Consider the following 19,655-nt stretch of genomic DNA (forward strand, 5'->3'; position numbering starts at 1 on the left):
GCGGCGAGGGGCCCCGGGGACGGGGAACCAGCAGGTCAGCCATGGTGTAGGCGCTTCCCGCAGCACTCTCTTGAAAACCGTCGTGGCAGCGATGTCACCGTGGGTTCAAATCCCACACCCACCGCAGTGATTGCGGCCCCTGACCAGGCATTACGGTCGGGGGCCGTTGGCGTGTGCGCTGCCCGCCGTACACCGCCGTTCCCCGCAGTTTGACGGGCCCCGGGGGCAGGGAACGTGCAGGTCATCCACCAGGTAGATGCTTCCCGCAGCACTCACAACCGGGTGATTCACTGACCGAGTGCACAAGCCGGTTGCTCTCGGGGTTCACGACCGGGCTGAACTCTGTCGCGCCCAGGGCTGGGTGCACGACCGAGTGGATGGACCAGTACCCGTCCCGGCCGCGACGCCGGCCCGTGCCCGCCGGAGTGCGGCCGTGCGACGCGGGGACCCCTGCGGACGGGGATCCCCGAACGCGGCGTTGCGCCGCGGATCGCGGAACCCCAAGGTGGAGGGGTGCCGCCTTGCGCGGCCCCGCTGGGCGTCGCAGCCGGGGGCTCGGCAGGGGCGCGGTACCGACCCGAGCCCGAGGAGGCCCGGCGAGGAAAGGGCGGATGAGCGTAGGCGGGAGAAGCCGGGAGAAGGCCTGGCCAGGGAGCCGCCCAGCGAACGGCGGACGAGCGAATGCCGGACCGGGCGAGGCGCGACCGGGGAAGGCCCGGACGGGAGGAGGAGGCCGTGGGCACATCCGGGAGTGAGCCGGGGGCCGTGCCGGTCGTCCGGCGCCGTCGTCCCGAGCCGCCGGACACCCTGGTCTGGGAACCCAGTGAACGCTGGGTGCGAGGGACGAAGGGCGGTGTCACCGTCGTCGACAGCCGCAGGCCGGTGCTGGTGTGGGAGCCGGGCGTCCCCGTCCCGATCTATGCGTTCCCGGCCGACGACGTCCGGACGGATCTGCTGCGGAGGTCCGAGCAGCCCCCCGGGCGGCGCCCCGCCGGAGCGGCCGTCTTCTACGACCTCGTCCTCCACGACCGGGTCGTCCGTTCCGCGGCCTGGGAGTGCCCCGGCGAGGATCTGGCCGGTCATGTCTGCTTCGCCTGGTTCGATCGTGAGGTCCTCGACCACTGGTACGAAGAGGAGGAAGAGGTTTTCGTGCACCCACGTGATCCCCACAAGCGGGTGGACGCGCTGCCCAGCACTCGGCATGTCCGGATCGAGATTGCGGGCGTCGTCGTCGCGGACACGCGGTCCCCCGTGCTGCTGTTCGAGACGGGTCTGCCGGTGCGCTACTACATTCCACGCGAGGACGTGCGGCTCGACCTGTTCACCCGGGCCGGCACGAGCACCCGCTGCCCGTACAAGGGGGTGGCGACCGAGTACTGGTCATGGGCGGGTGCGGGCGAGGGGCTGCGCGACGTGGCCTGGAGCTATCCCGACCCGCTGCCGGCGGTGGGCGTCATCAAGGGCCGGATCGCCTTCTACGACGAGTATGTCGACGTCATCGTCGACGGCGAGCGGCAGTAGCGCCCTGGCGCGTCTCCGGCGGACGCTGACGTCATGCACCGAGGGGCACCCCCCGATGGGAGTGCCCCTCGGTGATGCGCGCGCCGCCCGGATCAGGAAGCGGAGCCCGCTTTCCGGCGGCGCGCCGCGAGGACGGCTCCGGTGCCGAGCAGCACCGCCGCTCCGGCCGTCGCGAGCTGCGGCAGGCCCGCCGGGGAGCCGGTGGCGGCGAGGCTGCCGCTCGTGGTGGTGAGCGGCTGGGTGGCCGTGGTCTGGGCCTGTGTGCCGGTGCCCGTGTCCGTGCTGGTCGGCGAAGACGACGAAGACGACGAAGATGCCGACGACGAGGAGGACGGGGACGGGGAGGATGCGGGCTCGGCGGTGACCTCGAACTCGTACGGGGTCAGCTCCGGCGAGCCGCCGCAGGAGCCGTCGTCGTTGACGTAGTCGGCGGCGATGAAGGCCGCACCCGCGGCGGAGGGGGTGCCGGCGTCCACCGTCAGCCGCAGCTTGATGTCGGCGTGGGCACCGTCCTTCAGCGCGCTGACGAAACCGGCGCCGAAGTCGTCGGCGTCCGTCCAGCTCCGGGAGGCCGTCGCCCACTCCAGTCGCAGTCGTTCGTCGATCGGTGTGTAGCCGCCCTTCCCGATCCCGTGGAAGTAGACGAACGGCCAGACCTCGTCGAGTGTCCTGCCGGTGTCGTTGGTGATGCGGAGCCTCATCTCGACGGTCGAGCCGGCAGCGATCTCGGCGGGCAGGCCGGAGAGGGTCGCAGTCAGTCTGCTCTCGGGCATGCACGGAACCGGTTCCCGATCCTCGCGAGCGTCCGCGAGGGCCTTGTCGGCGGCCTTCTTGGCCTCCAGGGCCTGCTGCGCGGCCTCCCTGGTCCTGCTCAGTTCGCGTACGGCGGCGACACGGGCGTCGTCACGTGCCCTGCCGGCCTGCCTGGCCTCCTCGCCGGCCGCGGCACTGGCGGCCCCGGCGGTCTCGGCCGTGGCGGTGGCGTCCACGACGGCCCGTTCGGCGGCGGCCCGCTGCTCGGGGCCGGCGGTGTCGGGCAGTGCGGCGAGCGCGGCCTCGGCGTCGGCCAGGGCCTGGTCCGCCTGGGCCTTCGCCGCGGCGGCGTCGGCCGCCTCCTTCGCCGCCGCTCTGGCCGCGACGGCGAGCGGGAAGTCGTCGGAAACAGCAGCCTTCGCGGCGGCGAGTGCGGCCTCCTCGGCGGCGACGGCCTGGTCGTACGCCTGCTGCGCCCGTGCGGCGGCCTTCTCGAACTCCTCGACGGAGGGCGCTGCCCTCATGTCGGCCGCGCCCTCGGTGGCCGGGCTCTCGGCGGTGGGGGTCTTGGCGGCCAGTGCGTCGCTGCGCAACCGGGCCGCGTGCAGCAGGGCGTCCTCGGCGGCGGAGGCAGAGACACCGGTGGGTGTGGAGGCGGAGGCGCCGGGAGTGGCGTCGGCGAACGCGGTTGTGGCACCGAGCAGAACGATTGGCGTGGTCACGGCAGCGGCGACGGCCGTTGCCGCTATGCGGCGGAGTGTCACGTGCACCCTTCCGGGGTCCGGTGTGTGCGGTTCAGAATCGCGGTCGGTCGCCGCGGATTTCCTCACGCAAGGCGACTGGTCGCTGGTGATCGTATGGCTGACGCCCGCCGTGCGAAAGCGTGTTGGGCGCGCAGTCGCGTTGCTGACTGCGCCTCATCGGGGGATGAAGCGTGCATACCGGATAGTTGTCCTCGATCGGCGTGAATCTTCTATGACGCACATCACTGTGGTCGGCCGCGAGTTCCGTGTGTCCGCCGCCGCCGCTGTCGTGTCGGCAGGGGCAGGGGCAGGGGCAGGGGCAGGGGCAGAGGCACGGGGCAGAGGCACGGGGCACGGGGCCCGGACCGACGAGACAAGCCGCGGCGCCCCGGATGCCGATACCGGGGGTGAGTCGGCTCGCCGAGTTCGGCACCACGACGTCCGGCGGGCCGGTCAGCCACAGGTGGCGGCCGCCGCTCGCGGTGGCGACGGTGACGGTGTCCGGAACCCGTGGCGGGGGTTTATCGGCATGTCCTCACGCTTGAGGGCGAATCATCGCCTACGGGGTGGTTCGTCGGAGATCTGCTGGGCAACTCTGGAGGCGCGACGTCGTGAAGATCGACCGGGTGGTCGGCCAACCGCCCTGTTTCGAGCCGTAGTTCCGCACGCTCGGTGCGCCGCTGACCGGTGCACTTCCAATGCTTCGGAGGAATCGACATGGCAAGCACCCGTACCGTCCGCACCCTGGCCGCCGTCGCGGCGCTGCCCCTGGCCGCCGTCCTGTTCACCGGTGTGGCGCACGCCGACAACGGAGCCTTCGCGGGCGACGGATCGAACGCCGCCGTGGCCATCATCAGCGGCAGTGGTGTGGGCGGTCACAACCTCGGCAACTCGACCACCACCCAGCAGGTGGCCACCGGGGCCGGCGCGTCCAACCAGAACAACACCGCAAACGTCAATGGTTCGGCCCTCACGGCGATCGACCAGTCGAACGAGAACATCACGATCACCTTCCTCCCGCTCTGGTAGGGCCCCGGCAGGGGAGGGGCTGACCGGAGGCGCCGGGGGAGCGGTGTGGGGGATCTGAGGAGGGCCAGGGGGTCGCCCGGGGGGTGACGGCCTGCGTGGCGGTGCTCGGGCATCTCCGCGCAGGCCGTTTTCACTGCGGTGCCGTGGGTGGGCGGTGCTGTGGGTGTGTGGTGGGGTGTCGGGCGCGGTGGGGGCGGGTGCCCGAGCCGGGCCCTGGGGGCGGTGGTGTCTGCCGGGTGCCTGGGCGCCTGGGTGCCTCGGTGCCTGAGGGGGCCGGACGGGGCGGGGCGGGGCGGCGCCTGTCGCGGGGTGCCCCGAGCGTTCGGGGGCGTGTTCCGGGCGGCGACGGCGGGCGACCGCGACCTTGACACCCGGCTTCGCCTGACGGACAGTCAGAAACCCTGCTGGTTCACCAGCACCTGCCCTGCTCCGCCCGGGAGGCCATCGCCGTGTACCTCGCCCCGACAGAGCGACAAGAGCGGCTGCGCTTGGGACCCGGCGCGTACTCCGGCGCCCTGATGCCGCAGGGTGCGGACGCCGCAGGCGACCCCGCGGAGCCGGGCGAGGTGCTGCTGGAGGCCGCTGCGGCGACGCGGCTCGCTAGGGGAGCGGGACGGTGCGGGCGGGTGCCGAGGGGGAAGCGGTGACCGAGGACGAGCTGTATCCGCTGCTGAAGGCGTACGAGGGGCGTAGCGCCACGGCCCCCGGCATCGGCAAGGACCCGGTGAACGAGCCCATGATCAGGCACTGGTGCGAGGCGATGGGTGACCGGAACCCGGCGTACGAGGGGCCGGACGCGATCGCTCCTCCGACGATGCTCCAGGCGTGGACGATGGGCGGGCTGTCCGGTCACACGGGGCGCACGGGGGCGCACGACAAGCTGTTCGCCCTGCTCGACGGCGCCGGGTTCGCCGCTGTGGTGGCCACCGACTGCGAGCAGGAGTATCTCCGCCCGCTCCGTCCGGGGCAGCGGATCGACTTCGATTCGGTGATCGAGACGGTCTCGCCGCGCAAGAGGACCAAGCTGGGTGCGGGCTACTTCATCACGACCAGGATGGAGGTCAGAGCGGACGGTGAACTCGCCGGAACGCACTGCTTCCGGATCCTCAAGTACGCCCCGGCGGCCCGGAGCAAGACCCGTCCGCGGCGCCCGCGCCCGGTGGTCAACCGGGACAACGCCGGATTCTGGGCAGGCGTCGCCGAGCACAGGCTGCTGTTCCAGCGCTGTGCGTCGTGCGGGAAGTCGCGTTTCCCCTGGCTGCCGGGATGCGGGGGGTGCGGCTCCGCGGAGTGGGATGCGGTCGAGGCCGGGGGGGCGGGGACCGTCTACTCGTATGTGGTGATCCACCATCCGCGCTTCCCGGCCTTCAGCGGGCCCGGCGCCGACGGGTCCGATGGCGGCTCCATGCCCGCCACCGGCAGGGACGGTGCGGGGCCCGACGGGACGGGGCCCGACACGGCTGGTGCGGATCGGGCGAGTGCGGACGGGGCGAGTGCGGACAGGACGAGTGCGGACGGGGCGGGTTCCGGCGAGGCGGGTGCTGGCGGGGTGGTTGCTGGCGGGGCGAGACCGTATGCGGTGGCACTCGTCGAGCTGGCCGAGGGCGTGCGCATGGTCAGCAACGTCATCGGGGTGCCGTACGACCGGGTGCGCATCGGGATGCCCGTCCGGCTGGAGTTCACGAGGGCCGACGAGGAACTGGTGCTGCCGGTGTTCCGGGCCCTGCGGCCCGGGGCGGGCTGAGACGGCCTCCACCGGTCGACCGGCGGGCGGTCACCGGGAAACCCGAGCAGCAGGAGGAGACGGCATGAGCATGAGCATGAGCGGTACCGGGGCCTCCGCCCCGCGCGTGGGCGACGAACTGCCGCCGCTGACCGTCCCGATCACCCGTACGCTGATCGTCGCGGGGGCCGTCGCCTCCCGGGACTTCCAGGACGTGCACCATGACGCGGAACTCGCCCGGGAGAAGGGCTCGCCCGACATCTTCATGAACATCCTGACGACCAACGGCCTCGTCGGACGCTACATCAGTGACCACTTCGGTCCGGACGCCGTACTCCGCAGGGTGTCGATACGGCTCGGCGCCCCCAACCACCCCGGTGACACGATGACGTTGACCGGAACTGTCGTCGAGGCCGAAGGGGACACGGCGGTGGTGCGTGTGGTCGGGGCCAACGGTCTCGGCCACCATGTCACCGGCACGGTGAGCGTCGGCCTGCCCGGGGAGGCGCCGGAATGAGCCTGCGCAGGGCCGACTCGCTCGGCGGCCGGGCGGCCGTCGCCGGCATAGGCGCCACGGAGTTCTCCAAGGACTCCGGACGAAGCGAGCTGAGGCTGGCCGTCGAAGCGGTTCGGGCCGCGCTGGACGACGCCGGTCTCTCCCCCTCCGATGTCGACGGCATGGTCACATTCACCATGGACACCAATCCCGAGATCACCGTCGCCCAGGCAGCCGGGATCGGGGAGCTGTCGTTCTTCTCCCGGGTCCACTACGGCGGCGGCGCGGCGTGCGCGACCGTGCAGCAGGCGGCTCTCGCCGTGGCCGCCGAAGTGGCCGACGTCGTCGTCTGCTACCGGGCGTTCAACGAGCGGTCGGGCCGAAGGTTCGGATCGGGTGTGCAGCGGCGCGAGCCCTCGGCGGAGGGTGTGGCCCTCGGCTGGAACCTCCCGTTCGGGCTGCTGACTCCGGCCTCCTGGGCGGCCATGACGGCCCAGCGCTACCTCCACACGCACGGGCTGACGCCGGAGGCGTTCGGGCAGGTGGCCGTTGCCGGGCGGCGGTACGCGGCGCGCAACCCGGCGGCGTACTTCCACGGCAGGCCCATCACCCTCGACGACCACGCGGCCTCCCGCTGGATCGTGGAACCGCTTCGGCTGCTGGACTGCTGCCAGGAGACGGACGGCGGGCAGGCCCTCGTCGTGACCTCACTGGAGCGGGCGAGGGACTTGCCCCACCCGCCCGCGGTCGTCCTCGCCGCTGCCCAGGGCGCGGGCCCTGCCCAGGAGCAGATGACCAGCTACTACCGCGACGATCTCGCGGGCCTGCCCGAGATGGGTGTCGTCGCCCGGCAGCTCTGGCGGACCTCCGGGATGGGCCCCGCCGATATCGACGTGGGCATCATCTACGACCACTTCACGCCCTACGTGCTGATGCAGCTGGAGGAGTTCGGCTTCTGCGGGCGGGGCGAGGCGGCGGAGTTCGTCGCGGCGGACGGACTGCCGCTGAACACGCACGGGGGCCAGCTGGGCGAGGCGTATCTGCACGGCATGAACGGCATAGCCGAAGCCGTGAGACAACTGCGGGGCACCTCCGTGAACCAGACCGCGGGGGCGGCCAGCGTCCTGGTCACGGCCGGCACGGGCGTCCCGACCTCGGGGCTGCTCCTCGGGGCGGACGGGTGAGACGGAAAGCCGGGTGGGGCGGCGGGATCGATCAGCGGGATCGATCAGCGGGGCGGACGGGCCGGTCCCGGTGAGCCGGACGCGTCCGACGGGTCACACGCGCCGGACGTTCTGGATGGACCGGACGCCCCGGACGCCCCGGACGCACAGCACCCACCAGACGCACCGGTCCCTGAGGCGGAGCCGGGGAATCCTCCACCCAGAGGAGGTGGGGACCGACTCACCCCTACAACCTGAGGCGGATCGGGGTTCGGGACCTGGGGCCGATCCGGTGGGAGGCTCCCGCTCCTAGCGTGGAGCCATGACCACGTCAGTCTGCACGACCGCCTCCAGCGCCGCCGTGCTGCCGACCTCCTACGCGTCGTTCTCGTCGTATGTACGGGCGCGGGGGCCCGTGCTGCTGCGGACCGCCCGCTCCCTCACGGCCAACCCGTACGACGCCGAGGACCTGCTGCAGACCGCCCTCGCGAGGACCTTCGTCGCCTGGGAGCGGATCGAGGACCACCGCGCCCTGGACGGCTACGTCCGCCGGGCGCTGCTCAACACCCGTACGTCGCAGTGGCGCAAGCGCAAGGTCGACGAGTTCTCCTGCGGGGAGCTTCCGGAACCCGCCGTAGCGGCGCCCGCCGACCCTGCCGAGCAGCAGGTCCTGCACGACGTGATGTGGCGCGCCGTGACGCGGCTCCCGGACCGGCAGCGCGCGATGGTGGTCCTCAGGTACTACGAGGACCTGAGCGAGGTGCAGACTGCGGAGGTGCTGGGCGTGTCCGTGGGCACGGTCAAGAGCGCGGTGTCCCGAGCACTGCGGAAACTCCGCGAGGATCCCGAGCTGGCACGGGTTCGCTGAGTTTTCTTACCCGGGGGTAGTGACATACCGGTCGGTATGTGTTGAGAATCTTCACACCTTTGAGAGCTGTGCGCCCACCGGGAGGACGCCGTGCTGAGCACCATGCAGGACGTACCACTGACCGTCACCCGCATTCTGAACCACGGGACGACGATCCACGGAAGTTCGCACGTCACCACGTGGACGGGCGAGAGCGAGCCGCATCGCCGCAGTTACCGGGAGATCGGCGAACGCGCCGCCCAGCTGGCCCACGCCCTGCACGGCGATCTGGGCGTCACCGGTGACGAGCGCGTTGCGACCCTCATGTGGAACAACGCCGAGCACGTCGAGGCCTACTACGCGATCCCCTGTATGGGCGCGGTCCTGCACACGCTCAACCTGCGGCTGCCCGTCGAGCAGCTGGTGTTCATCGTCAACCACGCCGCCGACCGGGTCGTGATCGTCAACGGTTCGCTGCTGCCCCTGCTCGCCCCCCTGCTGCCGCATCTGCCGACGGTCGAGCACGTCGTGGTCTCGGGTCCGGGGGACCGCTCGGTGCTGGACGGCGCCGCGGCCCGGGTGCACGACTACGAGGAACTGCTCGCCGGGAAGCCGACCGCCTACGACTGGCCGGAGCTGGACGAGCGCTCGGCCGCCGCCATGTGCTACACCTCCGGCACCACCGGCGAACCCAAGGGCGTGGTGTACTCCCACCGCTCGATCTATCTGCACTCCATGCAGGTCAACATGGCCGAGTCGATGGGGTTGACGGACGCCGACACCAGCCTGGTCGTCGTGCCCCAGTTCCATGTCAACGCCTGGGGGCTGCCGCACGCGGTCCTGATGACCGGCGTGAACATGCTGATGCCCGACCGCTTTCTGCAGCCGGGCCCGCTCGCCGAGATGATCGAGACCGAGCGTCCGACCCACGCGGCGGCCGTGCCCACCATCTGGCAGGGACTGCTCGCCGACCTCACCGCCAAGCCGCGCGATGTGAGTTCCCTCACCCAGGTCACCATCGGCGGCGCGGCCTGTCCGCCGTCGCTGATGGAGGCGTTCGACTCGCTGGGCATGCGGGTCTGCCACGCCTGGGGCATGACCGAGACCTCGCCGCTTGGCACCGTCGCCCGGCCGCCGGCCCACGCCGTCGGCACGGACGCGGAGTTCGGCTACCGGCTGACCCAGGGCCGCTTCCCGGCGGGTGTCGAGGCGCGGCTGCGCGGACCGGACGGGGAGTTCCTGCCGTGGGACGGCGAGTCCGCCGGCGAGCTCGAGGTACGCGGTCCCTGGATCGCGGGCGCCTACTACGGCGGCGCCTCCGGAGAGCCGCAGCGGCCCGCCGACAAGTTCAGCGAGGACGGCTGGCTGAAGACCGGTGACGTCGGCGTGATCGGCCCGGACGGCTTCCTCACGCTGACCGACCGTGCCAAGGACGTCATCAAGTCCGGTGGCGAGTGGATCTCGTCCGTCGAGTTGGAGAACGCGCTGATGGCGCACCCGGAGGTGGCCGAGGCCGCCGTCGTGGCCGTACCGGACGAGAAGTGGGGCGAGCGCCCGCTGGCGACGGTGGTCCTGACGGAGGGCGCGACCGCCGACTACGCGGCGCTGAAGGAGTTCCTCGCCGGGCGGATTGCCCGGTGGCAGCTGCCGGAACGGTGGGCCGTCGTCCCGTCCGTGCCGAAGACCAGCGTGGGCAAGTTCGACAAGAAGGTGATTCGGCGCCAGTACGCGGACGGCGAGCTGCAGGTCACCGAGGTGCGGTAGCACGCCCGGTTCGGGTACGGCCCGGTGCGCGCGGTGCACCGGGCCGCCGACCCCCTGCGCGGCTGGACCGGGTCAGTTGGTGCCGATCTTCGCGAGCAGGTCCACGATCCGGCCCTGGACCTCGGCGTTCGTGGAACGCTCCGCCAGGAAGAGGACGGTCTCGCCCGAGGAGAGTCTCGGCAGCTCCGCCTGATCGAGTCCGGCCGAGGTGTAGACGACGAGCGGAGTGCGGTTCAACTGCCCGTTCGCGCGCAGCCAGTCGATGATCCCGGCGCGGTGGCGGCGCACCTGCATCAGGTCCATGACCACCAGGTTCGGGCGCGTCTGCTGGGCGAGCGCCACCGCGTCCGCGTCGGCGGCCGCCCGCGCGACCTGCATTCCGCGCCGCTCCAGTGTGGCCGTCAGCGCGGCCGCGATGTCTTCGTGCTGCTCGATCAGCAGTACCCGGGACGGGTGCTGCTCGCTGTCGCGCGGCGCCAGGGCCTTCAGCAGCACGGCGGGGTCCGCCCCGTATGCGGCCTCGCGCGTCGCCTGGCCCAGCCCGGCCGCCAGCAGCACGGGGACCCCGGCCGCCACCGCGGCCTGGCGGAGCGCCTGCAGCGCAGTACGGGTGATCGGCCCGGTCAGCGGGTCGACGAACAGAGCGGCCGGGAACGCGGCGATCTGCGCGTCGACTTCCTCACGGGAGTGCACGATCACCGGACGGTACCCGCGCTCGATCAGCGCCTTCTGGGTGGCGACGTCCGGCGCCGGCCAGACCAGCAGCCGGCGAGGGTTGTCCAGGGGCTCGGGAGGGAGTTCGTCGTCCCGCGGCAGCGGCGTCGGCCGGTTGGCGACCTCGATCGCGCCTCCGGGGCCGTCCAGCGGCTCCGGCCCCTCCGCGCCCTCGTCCGGCGCACCGATCGCGTACGCCCGGCCCTCGGTCGGGGCGCCGAGCCGCTGGGACGGGCCGGGGGCGGGCGCCGGGTGGGAGGCCGGGTGCGGTCGAGCCCCTGCCTCCGACACCTGGGGCTCGTCCTCCTGCCGGGTGGCCAGCTTGCGGCGACGACCGGAGCCGAGGGTCTGACCGCCCGAGGAGGACGGCTGCGGGGGCGCGGTGGGCGCGGTGGGAGCGGTGGGCACCGCCTGTGGGTCCTGCTGCCGGGCGTGCCGCTGCGCGAGCGACACGCCCTGGCCGAGGGTGCGCACGCTGAACGCCCTGCCATGCGAGGCGTCGGGGTCGACCGGCTCCGCTGCGGGCATCGGCGCGGCCGTCCCCCGCCCCTGCGTGCTCCCCCCGGCCGCGGGAGCGGGAGCCGGTGCCTCGGCGGGGAGGGGCTGGGCGGCTCGGCGGCTCGGCGTGGGCGGCTCGGCCGGGACCGGCGCCGCCGGAGGCAGCGGCACGGAACCGGTGTCACCGGGGGGTGCGGTGTTCGCCACGGGATCCGTACCGGTGCGCGGTGGCACGGGTGCGGTGGGCGTCGCGGGGCTGTCCGGCGGGGGCGGGGTACCGGTGTGCGGTGGCACGGGACCGGTTGCGGCGGGTGGTACCGGACCGAGGGGGGTGGCCGGCAGAGGGCCGGGCATGGCGGGTGACGCCCGGTCCGGCACGGCGGGTGGAACCGGACCAGGTGCGGCGGGCATCGCGGAGCCGTTCGGCGGCGGGACCTGGCCGACCTGCGCCGGGATGTCCTGCGCCGGGATGTCCTGGGCCGGGATGTCCTGGGCCGGGATGTCCTGCTCTGGTGTTCCGCCCTCGACCGGCCGGGCGCGCCGGCGCCCTGCGGGCACGGGGTGTGGTCGCGGCGGGGTGTGGTCGGATTCGGGCTCTGGACGTACCAGGTCGTGGCGGCCCGTGTCGGAAGCGCCCGATGGCGGGGTGCGGTCCGCCTCGGCGGGGGGCAGAGCGAAGGGGCCCCGTGGCTCCTGCGCCGGGACCTGGCGGTCGGTGCCGGTCGCGAGCACCCGGCGCGCTCGGCGGCCGTCCTGCGGCGCTCCGGTGCTGCCACCCGTGCTGTCGCCTGTGCTGCCTGTGCCGCCGCCCGTGCTCGAAGCCGCTGCCGCGGCGGCGGGCTCCAGCGCGGGGAGGTCCTGACCGCCGGCCTGACCGCCGCTCCGGCCACCGGCCCGACGGCCGCCCTGGCCGTCGCCGCCGCTCCCGCCGGCAGCCGGTCCGATGGCCGGGGAGGCGTCCGGGGCCGAGCCCGCCGAGGGCAGCGCGGGAAGAGCCGCCCGGGCGCGCCGGGCCCGCCGCCCGGTGCCCTCCCGGGGCGCGGCCTCCGGTCCCACACCCTGGGGCGGGACCGTGTCACCCAGCGCCGGGCGGCCGGCGCCGGCCTCCGCCGCGGTGACCACCAAGCCGTCCTGCACGGCCGGGAGCGCGGCCAGTCCGGACTCGACGGGGCTCGGCCGGCCGCGTCGGCGACCCGTACCGCCGGTCGCCGCCGGGGACGATTCGCCGCCGGTTGCGGTGCCTTCAGATCCGCCCGCCCCACCGCTCGTGTCCGTGCCCCTACCCGCTGCCTTGGGCAGCCCTGGCAGTCCGGGGGCCGCCGGGATGCCTCCCGGCCCCATGGCCGGGTCACCCGGGGCCCCGGGGGTGCCGCCTGGGCCCACCGGCAGGTCACCCGGGCCCACCGGCAGGTCACCCGGGCCCACCGGCAGGTCACCCGGGCCCACCGGGCTCTCCAGGAAGGCGTCCGTCGAGGCGCGCCGCGCCCGCCGCCGCCCGCCGCCGGACGTGGTCTGGGCCGGGAGGGTGACGGACGCCTGCTGCTCCGGTGCCGCCCCTGGTTCCGCTACCGCCGGCGCCCCCGTGGGCGCCGGCGCTCCTGCTCCGCCGCCGAGTGGCACTTCCAGGACGTAGGCGCTGCCGCTGGTGCCCGGCACCTCGTGCGTCTGCAGCACACCGCCGTGCGCCGTCACGATGCCCCGGACGATGGGCGCGTGCACCGGGTCGCCGCCGGAGTAGGGGCCGCGCACCTCGATCCGTACGACATCGCCCCGCTGCGCCGCGGCAACCACGATGGTCGAGTCGACGTACCCGGTCACGGGTACCGTCCTGGCCTTGCCCGTCGAGTCGATCCCCGCGACATCGGCGACGAGATGCGCCAACGCGGTCGCCAGCCGAGCGCCGTCGACCTCGGCTTCGATCGGCGGGGCGTGGACTGCGAACTGGGCCCGTCCGGGACCGATCAGCTCGACCGCGCCCTCGACACCCGCGGCCACGACCGCGTCGAGCAGCACGACGCCCTTGTGCAGCCCCTCCGCGCCGGAGTCCAGCATCTGGTAGCCGAGGACGTTGTCGACCAGGGTCGTCATCCGGGCGTAACCCGCGGCCAGATGGTGGAGGATCTGGTTGGCCTCCGGCCACAGCTGTCCGGCCGGATCGGCGGCCAGCTTCCCGAGTTCGCGGCGCAGCTCCTCCAGGGGGCCGCGAAGCGCGTCCCCGAGTACCGCGGCCAGCTGGGCGTGCCGGGCGGTCAGCGAGGCCTCCCGCTCCTCGCGGGTCTCGATCTCGGTGGTGTACTGCTCGGCCCTGTCGGCGATCTCCGCGAGGTGCCTCTCGGTCAGCTCCGCCAGCTCCGCCGCGTGCCGCTCGTCCCGCTCGGCCATGTCGGCCGCGTACTTCTCGTCCCGCGCGGCGATTTCGGCGGCGTGCCGCTCCGCCTGCTCCTCGTAGGGCCGCCGGTCGGTGAACGTCATGACCGCCCCGACCAGCTGCTCCCCGTCCCGGACCGGCGCGGTGGTCAGATCGACCGGTACCCGCTTGCCGTTCTTGGCCCACAGCACCTGGCCGCGAACCCGGTGCTTGCGCCCGGACTTGAGCGTGTCGGCGAGCGGGGACTCGTCGTACGGGAACGGTTCGCCGTCCGGGCGCGAGTGCAGGATCAGCGGGTGCAGTTCCTCGCCGCCGAGGTCGCTGGCGCGGAAGCCGAGGATCTGGGCGGCCGCCGGGTTGACGAGGACGACGCGGCCGTCGGTGTCGGTGCCCACCACGCCCTCGGCGGCGGCCCGCAGGATCATCTCGGTCTGCCGCTGGGAGCGGGCGAGTTCGGCCTCGGTGTCGATGGTGCCGGACAGATCGCGCACGACCAGCATCAGCAGTTCGTCGCCGGTGTAGCCGCCGCCTCCGCCGGTCCCGGCGGGCGAGGCGTACGCCGCACGGCCGTCCTCCAGGCCGGCGCTGGTCACCTCAGCGGGGAACTCGCCTCCGTCGGTGCGGCGGGCGACCATCCGGGTCGGCTTGGTGCGGCCGCGCTTGCCGACGGAGTCGGGGCGCCGCATCGAGCCCGGGATGAGCTTGGAGTCGAAGGCCGGCAGCAGGTCGAGGAGCCCGCGCCCGACGAGCGCGGTGCCGGGGGCCTCGAACATCTCGAGGGCGATGGTGTTGGCGTTGACCACCGTGCCGTTGCAGTTGACGAGGACGAGCCCGTCCGGGAGCGCGTCGAGTATGGCGGCGAGGCGAGCAGCGCCTCGGGATGGCCTGCTGCTCACGACGACGCTTCCTCTCTGACTTACAGCGACCTACGGCATCTTGTGGCGGACGGCCGGGGCCTGCTGACCTCGCGACCGCAGCGTGTCACAGGAGGGAGTCTAAGGGCTGGAGATACGGCAGCGGCGGTGGATGAGGGGGAGCTCCCACCGGGGTCCTGTGTTCACACGGTCGTGCGGTGCCGACCGCCGGGTCCGCTGACCTGGGCGCGGCCGGACCGTCCGGGGCGCCGGGCCCCGCCTCGGGGCTCGGGCACGCGTCGGCTGGGGCCGGGGCCGAAACCCCGGGACGGGTTACGCGCGGGCGCTGGACGGGCTGTCCGCAGGGGGCCTCCGCGGTGGCGCCGAGCGGACGACCGCCCCGGCACGAGACCGGCGGCGCCCGCCCGGAAGCGCCGGATGACGTTCGGGAGCGGACGGCCGGGGAACGGCGGGGGCGGCCGGGGTGGCCGGACCGTCCGGGGCGCCGGGAACGGCCGGGGCGGGCGGACGCCGGGTGGGTGGGGGATGAGGGGACGAGCCGGCCGGGGCGCCGTCCCCCATCGGGGTGTTGTACCGGGGCGTCATGTCCGGGCAGCGCCCGCCCCGCGGTCCCCCGCGGTCGCTGCGTCCCCTGCGTTCCGTGCGGTCCCTGCGTTCCGTGCGGTCCCTGCGTTCCGTTCAGCCTGTGCGGGCGTCGCCGTGGCGGGTGGTCGGGAGGAGCGGCTCCAGGGCCTCCCAGCGGCGGATCTCGCAGCCGTTCGTGCGGTCGAACGCGGCGTCGACGCGCTGGCCGTGCCAGGTCCCGGTGATCCGCGCGGTGGCCGGGCCGCCGTGCTGCATCGTGCACATGGCGTCCCCGTCGACCGGGCGGAACGGGTCCTGCCGCTCCGTCGCGAACTCGGCGAGCCGCTCGCAGGCGGCCCGTGCCTCGGGGTGCGAGCCACCCGCCGTACCGTTCCCGGCGCCGCACGTCAGCTCGTATGTGCCGTCGGCGCGGGGGTTCCCGGTCTCCGCGGTGGTCACGGTGAGCCGGTCGCCGGGCGCGGACCCGGCCTGTTCCCGCGGGCCGGCCTCGAGCAGCGGCAGCGGCAGCGGGGCGCGCGGGGCGGCGTCCGCGGTCGGCGCGGCGGCTGCCAGCGCGGCGAGGGAGGCCGTCGCCGTCGCGGCGGCGGTGAGGACGAGACGACGCAGCATGCGTACTCCTGGTGGCGAAGGTCTGGGGGCGGAGCCCCGCTCCGGGGTCGGCGCTCCGGCATCTCCAACGCTCCGGCTGCCGCGGCGTTGCGCAATCCCGACTGCGCCGATCGGGGCGTGTGCGGGTCTTTGCCCGGGAGCCCGCGTGCCTAGTACCGTGGGGAGCGATTGGTGACACCCCACCCGGCTGTGTCATCATCTGCACGCACCACTCGCGACCGCGCGAGTGGGCTGGAGGCGTCGCCTAGTCCGGTCTATGGCGCCGCACTGCTAATGCGGTTTGGGGTTTACCCCCCATCGAGGGTTCAAATCCCTCCGCCTCCGCCCCTTGACCAGGGAGTCCGGCTGATTCCGGCCGGGCTCCCCGAGTCGTTCTCAGAGCCATTCTCAGCCGCCGGACGGCATGCTGATGGCACCGGCAACCGCGGGCCTGATGGCACGCGGGATGAACGCCGCGATCCGGCGCGTGGCGTCCGCCGCCCTCTCCTCGGCTATGTCCGCGTACACGTCCTTCGTGAACGCCACGGAGGCGTGCCCGAGGACCTCGCTCGCGAACCTGTCGTCGACCCCGGCGGCGATCGGCATCGTCGCCGCGCCGTGCCTCAGGTCGTGGAAGCGGACGGGCGGGAGCACCATCCGCAGCGCGACGTCCACGGCGGCCTCCGTCGTCCGGTGCTTCCGGGCGATCCGCGCGACCGGTCAGCCCTCGCCGACCCTCTTCCTGATGTTGCCGTACCGCTCGATCAGGATCCCGAACCGGCTGGAGAGGTACGCGGGCTTGAGCGCTTGCCGTCCTCGTGGCAAGTAGACGTGGCCCCACGGCCAAGAGCTGAGGGGTCCCGGCGCCCTCGATCGCCACCAGTTCACTCCTCCTCTGGAGCGGGCCGGTCCACATCGATGAACACCGACGAAACGGATCAAGGAGGGCGCTCATGGATGACGGCCTGCTGTCGACCTCATCCCAGACCGGTGCATACCTCCTGCGTCGGCTCGACGGCGTCCACCAGGGCGCCGTACCTGCGGGCCAGGTGGACGGCCTGGTGGCCGGGGCCCGATCCGACGGCCAGGACTCTCCTTCCGCGGACTGGGCCGAGCACTTCGGCACCCGGTCCCACGCCGTCCGAGAACCCCCGCCTGATCACGTCGGGGACCGGCGGCATGGAGCCGCGGTCCAACTGCATCTGCCCGTAGCGGACCCAGCTCTCCTCGTTCGCCGCGTAAGCCTTCAACTCGATCGTTCTCCCTCGTGTCGAAGACGGGGCGTTCACTTGCTGGTGCAGGACGAAGCGACCTCAGACATCGGAGATCTGTCCGGCGAGTTCAGCCGCCGTTGGCCGCTCTCCGGCCGGGGCCAGTAGCGCGCCCTCGAGGAGCTGCTGCAGCTCCGGCCAAGGACGGTCCGCGTCCAGGGGGATCCCGCCCGTAGCGATCGCTTCGCGGACTCCCGCAGCGCCGAGCTCGCGCGGCAGGAGGCACGCCCGCTCGTAGTCGAGCGGCCAGCGCCCGGTGATGCAGGTCCACAGCACACCCGCGAGCGTGTACACCTCGGCGGCCGGGCTCGGCGCGACCGGGCGGACGCCGGCGACCGACCACCGCTGCGGCCGGCTCGGGGGCGAGGAGATGCGGGATGCCGCCGCGGAACATGCCGCTCGGCTCGAACCCTGGCCGCCAGGCCCACGACAGGTCGATCAGCCTTCCGCCGTCCTTCGTGTGGATCGCGTGCTCGGGCTGGAGGTCGGCGTGCACCCACCCGCGCGCGTGGAGGTCGGTGCGGGTTGCGGACGATCTCCGTCTTGTGTGCCCTGTGCTCCGCCATGAGGGCGGCAGCACGCGCGCGGGCCGCTCGCAGGGGCGCCCACTCTACGGTCGTGCGCACTCCGCGGTGCCCGAGCGGACCGGTCGCGGTGCGGGCGTGGTGCGTCAGTTCGCCCACTGCGCTCGCCTCCTCTGGTGGTCGCCGGCGTACCGCAGGAGAAGCACCACGGACTTGCCGAACAGCTGGCCCGACCGCCGGGGCTTCGGTCGTTTCCGGCGCACGCCCCGCGGCTCCCCCTGCCCCGAGCCGCCGCTGAGCCCGCCCGGGCGATCCCTTGACCCCCGCCCCGGCTGTCCGCGGCGGGCGCCCCGGGCCACTCCCCTGTGTCGGGGGCGTCGGCCGACCATGGCCCCAGTGGGGGGGGGCGCCCCTACGGCCGTCCGGGCATTTGTGCAGGTCAAAGGGGGTTTGGTCAATGGATTTCGCCTGGCGCCACAGGTCATGTAATGTTGTTCCCGCAACGCCGACCGGGCCGAGGAGCCTGGTTCACAAGCACTCGTAGCTTAACGGATAGAGCATCTGACTACGGATCAGAAGGTTGCAGGTTCGAATCCTGCCGAGTGCACACAGCTGAGAGGCCCCCCGGGATCATCCCGGGGGGCCTCTGACATCAGCGGGTGACATCAACGTCCCCGCCGGGGGACTCGGGCAGCGGCATCCGGCTTGGTGTCGCCGTGGTCAACCCCGTCCGGCTCGCCTGCTCCGAGTGCGTCGTCCATCCGATCCGCTGCGGCCCGAAGCGTCGTCTGCATGACGTGCGCGTAGGTGTCGAGGGTCATAGTGATGGTGCTGTGCCCGAGCGTTTCCATGATCGTGCGTGCGTCCACGCCCTGAGCGGGCAGCAGCGACGCGCAGGTGTGCCGGAGGTCGTGCACTCGGACCCGCCGCACCTTCGCGTCCCGGCACAGGATGCGCGAGCCGCACGCAATCAGCGAAAGCGGACACCCCACCCCCTCAGAACGCGCATTCCCGCACCTTTCCAGCGGCCCCGCTCGGCTGCATTCCTGTGGACAACTTCCAGCAGGAACATCAGACAGTTCGTGCGCGGTCGTAGAGGTCCCGCGCAGTGGCGTTTTTCAGGTGCGGCCGGAGGAGACCGAACATGGTTCTGACCCGGTCGTCGGCTCGGCCGGACTGGACCATGGGGTAGTCGTCGAGCGCCTGGTGCCAGGTGTCGCAGGCCGCTTCCAGGTGGCCGACCTCCAGTTGCCGTTCGGCCAGCATGGCGCGGTGTCGGACGCGGGCGCGGCGGTAGACGCTGTAGCGCACCTTGTCGGACTGCTGCATGGCCTCGATGGCGCCGGAGACGTCGCCGAGTTCGTAACGAACCTGGCTGATGTGGTAGTTGAGCGACGCGGGGTCGTACGAGCCGAACGCCTTGCCGCGCGATTCGGCACGGTCCATGGCGGTCTCGGCCTCCCGGATGTACCGCAGTGCCTGCGTCCGGTCGCCGGTCTGCGCGGCGGCGTGTGCTTGCTGGCCGGCGAGGAAGGCCAGCATGCGAGGCCCGGCCTTCGGGGAGGCCGCTGCTGCTGCGTCTGCCAGCTCCATGGCCTTTCCCCCGTGGCGAAGGTCGATCGCCTGGACGCTCATGCCGCGCAGAGTCGTGCAGTAGGTCAGGTGGTCTTCGGCGGCGCCCGCCAGTTCCAGCGCCTTGACGTAGTACCGCTGCGCGAGGCCGTGCAGCCCCTCGTCCACGGCCATGTAGCCGGTCAGGTACAGCAGGTCCGAAGCCGCGGACAACATCGCTTTCCGCACGTCGTCGGGGGCGTCGGCGCGCAGGTAGGACGCCACGGTGTTCACCATGAACGAGGCCGCCATGGGGCGTGCGTGGCGACCGCCGAATTGGTCGTCCAGTTCCGAGACGTGCTCGGTCATGGCGACGACCATGTCCACTTCGTTCATGCCGATCCGGCGGGCGCGGCCGGACTGGACCGCTTCGGCACGGCCGATGACATCCGGCCACCCGGGAATCGTGAGGGCGACGGAGAACAGGACGGCCCGAAGGACACTGCGGCGCGATGGGTCCAGTTGAGTCGGCCCGGGGCGCGGTTCAGGCATTGCTGCCTGCCCGTTTCCCCGGACCGCTCTCCGAACCCGGCGTACCCGTTTCCGAGTACCGGGCTCTCCACGGTCTCGTCCGTCAGGCAT

General features: G+C 72.9%; 15 protein-coding genes, 2 tRNA genes and 1 pseudogene. 9 read left to right on the forward strand and 9 right to left on the reverse strand.

Annotation, left to right across the window (positions count from 1 at the left end; genetic code table 11):
- Window positions 1–735: 735 nt before the first annotated feature.
- Window positions 736–1,521 (forward strand): DUF427 domain-containing protein, encoded by a 786-nt coding sequence (locus SCWH03_RS23835; protein ID WP_254076974.1) that lies wholly within the window; start codon window positions 736–738, stop codon window positions 1,519–1,521.
- A 92-nt stretch (window positions 1,522–1,613) separates the two neighbouring features.
- Here SCWH03_RS23835 and SCWH03_RS23840 read toward each other — a convergent pair whose 3' ends face one another.
- Window positions 1,614–2,996, reverse strand: coding sequence for an LPXTG cell wall anchor domain-containing protein (locus SCWH03_RS23840; protein ID WP_173266359.1), 1,383 nt, complete (start codon window positions 2,994–2,996; stop codon window positions 1,614–1,616).
- Window positions 2,997–3,321: 325 nt separating this feature from the next.
- A pseudogene (locus tag SCWH03_RS23845) lies at window positions 3,322–3,525 on the reverse strand (bifunctional DNA primase/polymerase); the annotation flags it as partial.
- 209 nt (window positions 3,526–3,734) lie between these two features.
- Between SCWH03_RS23845 and SCWH03_RS23850 the strand changes: the two are divergent.
- The 6 genes from SCWH03_RS23850 (at window position 3,735) to SCWH03_RS23875 (ending at window position 10,039) form a co-directional block, all read left to right on the forward strand.
- Window positions 3,735–4,046 (forward strand): hypothetical protein, encoded by a 312-nt coding sequence (locus tag SCWH03_RS23850; protein WP_173266360.1) that lies wholly within the window; start codon window positions 3,735–3,737, stop codon window positions 4,044–4,046.
- A gap of 643 nt (window positions 4,047–4,689) precedes the next feature.
- Window positions 4,690–5,790: a bifunctional MaoC family dehydratase N-terminal/OB-fold nucleic acid binding domain-containing protein gene (locus tag SCWH03_RS23855; RefSeq protein ID WP_254076975.1), complete on the forward strand. Its 1,101-nt coding sequence runs from the start codon at window positions 4,690–4,692 to the stop codon at window positions 5,788–5,790.
- 70 nt (window positions 5,791–5,860) lie between these two features.
- The gene (locus SCWH03_RS23860; protein ID WP_173266373.1) at window positions 5,861–6,286 is read left to right on the forward strand and encodes a MaoC family dehydratase; all 426 of its coding nucleotides are present in this window, start codon (window positions 5,861–5,863) and stop codon (window positions 6,284–6,286) included.
- Entirely contained in the window at window positions 6,283–7,449 is a 1,167-nt protein-coding gene (locus SCWH03_RS23865; RefSeq protein ID WP_173266361.1) for a lipid-transfer protein, read from the forward strand. Before SCWH03_RS23860 ends, SCWH03_RS23865 begins: the two co-directional genes overlap by 4 nt.
- 301 nt (window positions 7,450–7,750) lie before the next feature.
- Complete coding sequence (locus SCWH03_RS23870; RefSeq protein WP_173266362.1) at window positions 7,751–8,296, forward strand: SigE family RNA polymerase sigma factor; 546 nt, start codon at window positions 7,751–7,753, stop codon at window positions 8,294–8,296.
- Between the two features lie 90 nt (window positions 8,297–8,386).
- Window positions 8,387–10,039 (forward strand): long-chain fatty acid--CoA ligase, encoded by a 1,653-nt coding sequence (locus SCWH03_RS23875; RefSeq protein WP_173266363.1) that lies wholly within the window; start codon window positions 8,387–8,389, stop codon window positions 10,037–10,039.
- Window positions 10,040–10,111: 72 nt separating this feature from the next.
- Here the strand turns inward: SCWH03_RS23875 and SCWH03_RS23880 are convergent, their stop codons facing one another.
- Together SCWH03_RS23880 and SCWH03_RS23885 are read right to left on the reverse strand one after the other, a co-directional pair.
- Window positions 10,112–14,515, reverse strand: a complete 4,404-nt coding sequence (locus SCWH03_RS23880) for a PAS domain-containing protein (RefSeq protein ID WP_173266364.1) — start codon at window positions 14,513–14,515, stop codon at window positions 10,112–10,114.
- 657 nt (window positions 14,516–15,172) lie between these two features.
- Window positions 15,173–15,688, reverse strand: coding sequence for an SSI family serine proteinase inhibitor (locus SCWH03_RS23885; RefSeq protein WP_173266365.1), 516 nt, complete (start codon window positions 15,686–15,688; stop codon window positions 15,173–15,175).
- Between the two features lie 233 nt (window positions 15,689–15,921).
- On the opposite strand from SCWH03_RS23885, the gene SCWH03_RS23890 reads away from it, so the two are divergent.
- Window positions 15,922–16,012 (forward strand) — tRNA-Ser (locus SCWH03_RS23890).
- A gap of 63 nt (window positions 16,013–16,075) precedes the next feature.
- Here the strand turns inward: SCWH03_RS23890 and SCWH03_RS23895 are convergent.
- The 3 genes from SCWH03_RS23895 to SCWH03_RS23905 all read right to left on the reverse strand — a co-directional run bounded on the left by SCWH03_RS23895 (window position 16,076) and on the right by SCWH03_RS23905 (window position 17,214).
- Entirely contained in the window at window positions 16,076–16,342 is a 267-nt protein-coding gene (locus SCWH03_RS23895; RefSeq protein ID WP_254076976.1) for a tyrosine-type recombinase/integrase, read from the reverse strand.
- A 302-nt stretch (window positions 16,343–16,644) separates the two neighbouring features.
- Window positions 16,645–16,917 (reverse strand): class I SAM-dependent methyltransferase, encoded by a 273-nt coding sequence (locus SCWH03_RS23900; RefSeq protein WP_216854791.1) that lies wholly within the window; start codon window positions 16,915–16,917, stop codon window positions 16,645–16,647.
- Window positions 16,918–16,980: 63 nt separating this feature from the next.
- Window positions 16,981–17,214 (reverse strand): hypothetical protein, encoded by a 234-nt coding sequence (locus SCWH03_RS23905; RefSeq protein ID WP_173266366.1) that lies wholly within the window; start codon window positions 17,212–17,214, stop codon window positions 16,981–16,983.
- Between the two features lie 782 nt (window positions 17,215–17,996).
- On the opposite strand from SCWH03_RS23905, the gene SCWH03_RS23910 reads away from it, so the two are divergent.
- Window positions 17,997–18,069: transfer RNA gene (locus tag SCWH03_RS23910), tRNA-Arg, on the forward strand.
- 58 nt (window positions 18,070–18,127) lie between these two features.
- Here SCWH03_RS23910 and SCWH03_RS23915 read toward each other — a convergent pair.
- Complete coding sequence (locus SCWH03_RS23915; protein ID WP_308788883.1) at window positions 18,128–18,454, reverse strand: tyrosine-type recombinase/integrase; 327 nt, start codon at window positions 18,452–18,454, stop codon at window positions 18,128–18,130.
- A gap of 79 nt (window positions 18,455–18,533) precedes the next feature.
- On the reverse strand, window positions 18,534–19,655 hold a 1,122-nt coding region (locus SCWH03_RS23920; protein ID WP_503827453.1), incomplete at its 5' end, for an NsdA family TPR-like regulatory protein.

The sequence above is a fragment of the Streptomyces pacificus genome (genome assembly GCF_011766325.1).
GTDB classification, from domain to species: domain Bacteria; phylum Actinomycetota; class Actinomycetes; order Streptomycetales; family Streptomycetaceae; genus Streptomyces; species Streptomyces pacificus.

Coding starts and splice junctions, on each gene's coding strand:
- SCWH03_RS23850 (WP_173266360.1), top strand. CDS start 3,735: ATGGCAAGCACCCGTACCGTCCGCACCCTGGCCGCCGTCGCGGCGCTG.
- SCWH03_RS23860 (WP_173266373.1), top strand. CDS start 5,861: ATGAGCATGAGCGGTACCGGGGCCTCCGCCCCGCGCGTGGGCGACGAA.
- SCWH03_RS23865 (WP_173266361.1), top strand. CDS start 6,283: ATGAGCCTGCGCAGGGCCGACTCGCTCGGCGGCCGGGCGGCCGTCGCC.
- SCWH03_RS23870 (WP_173266362.1), top strand. CDS start 7,751: ATGACCACGTCAGTCTGCACGACCGCCTCCAGCGCCGCCGTGCTGCCG.
- SCWH03_RS23885 (WP_173266365.1), bottom strand. CDS start 15,688: ATGCTGCGTCGTCTCGTCCTCACCGCCGCCGCGACGGCGACGGCCTCC.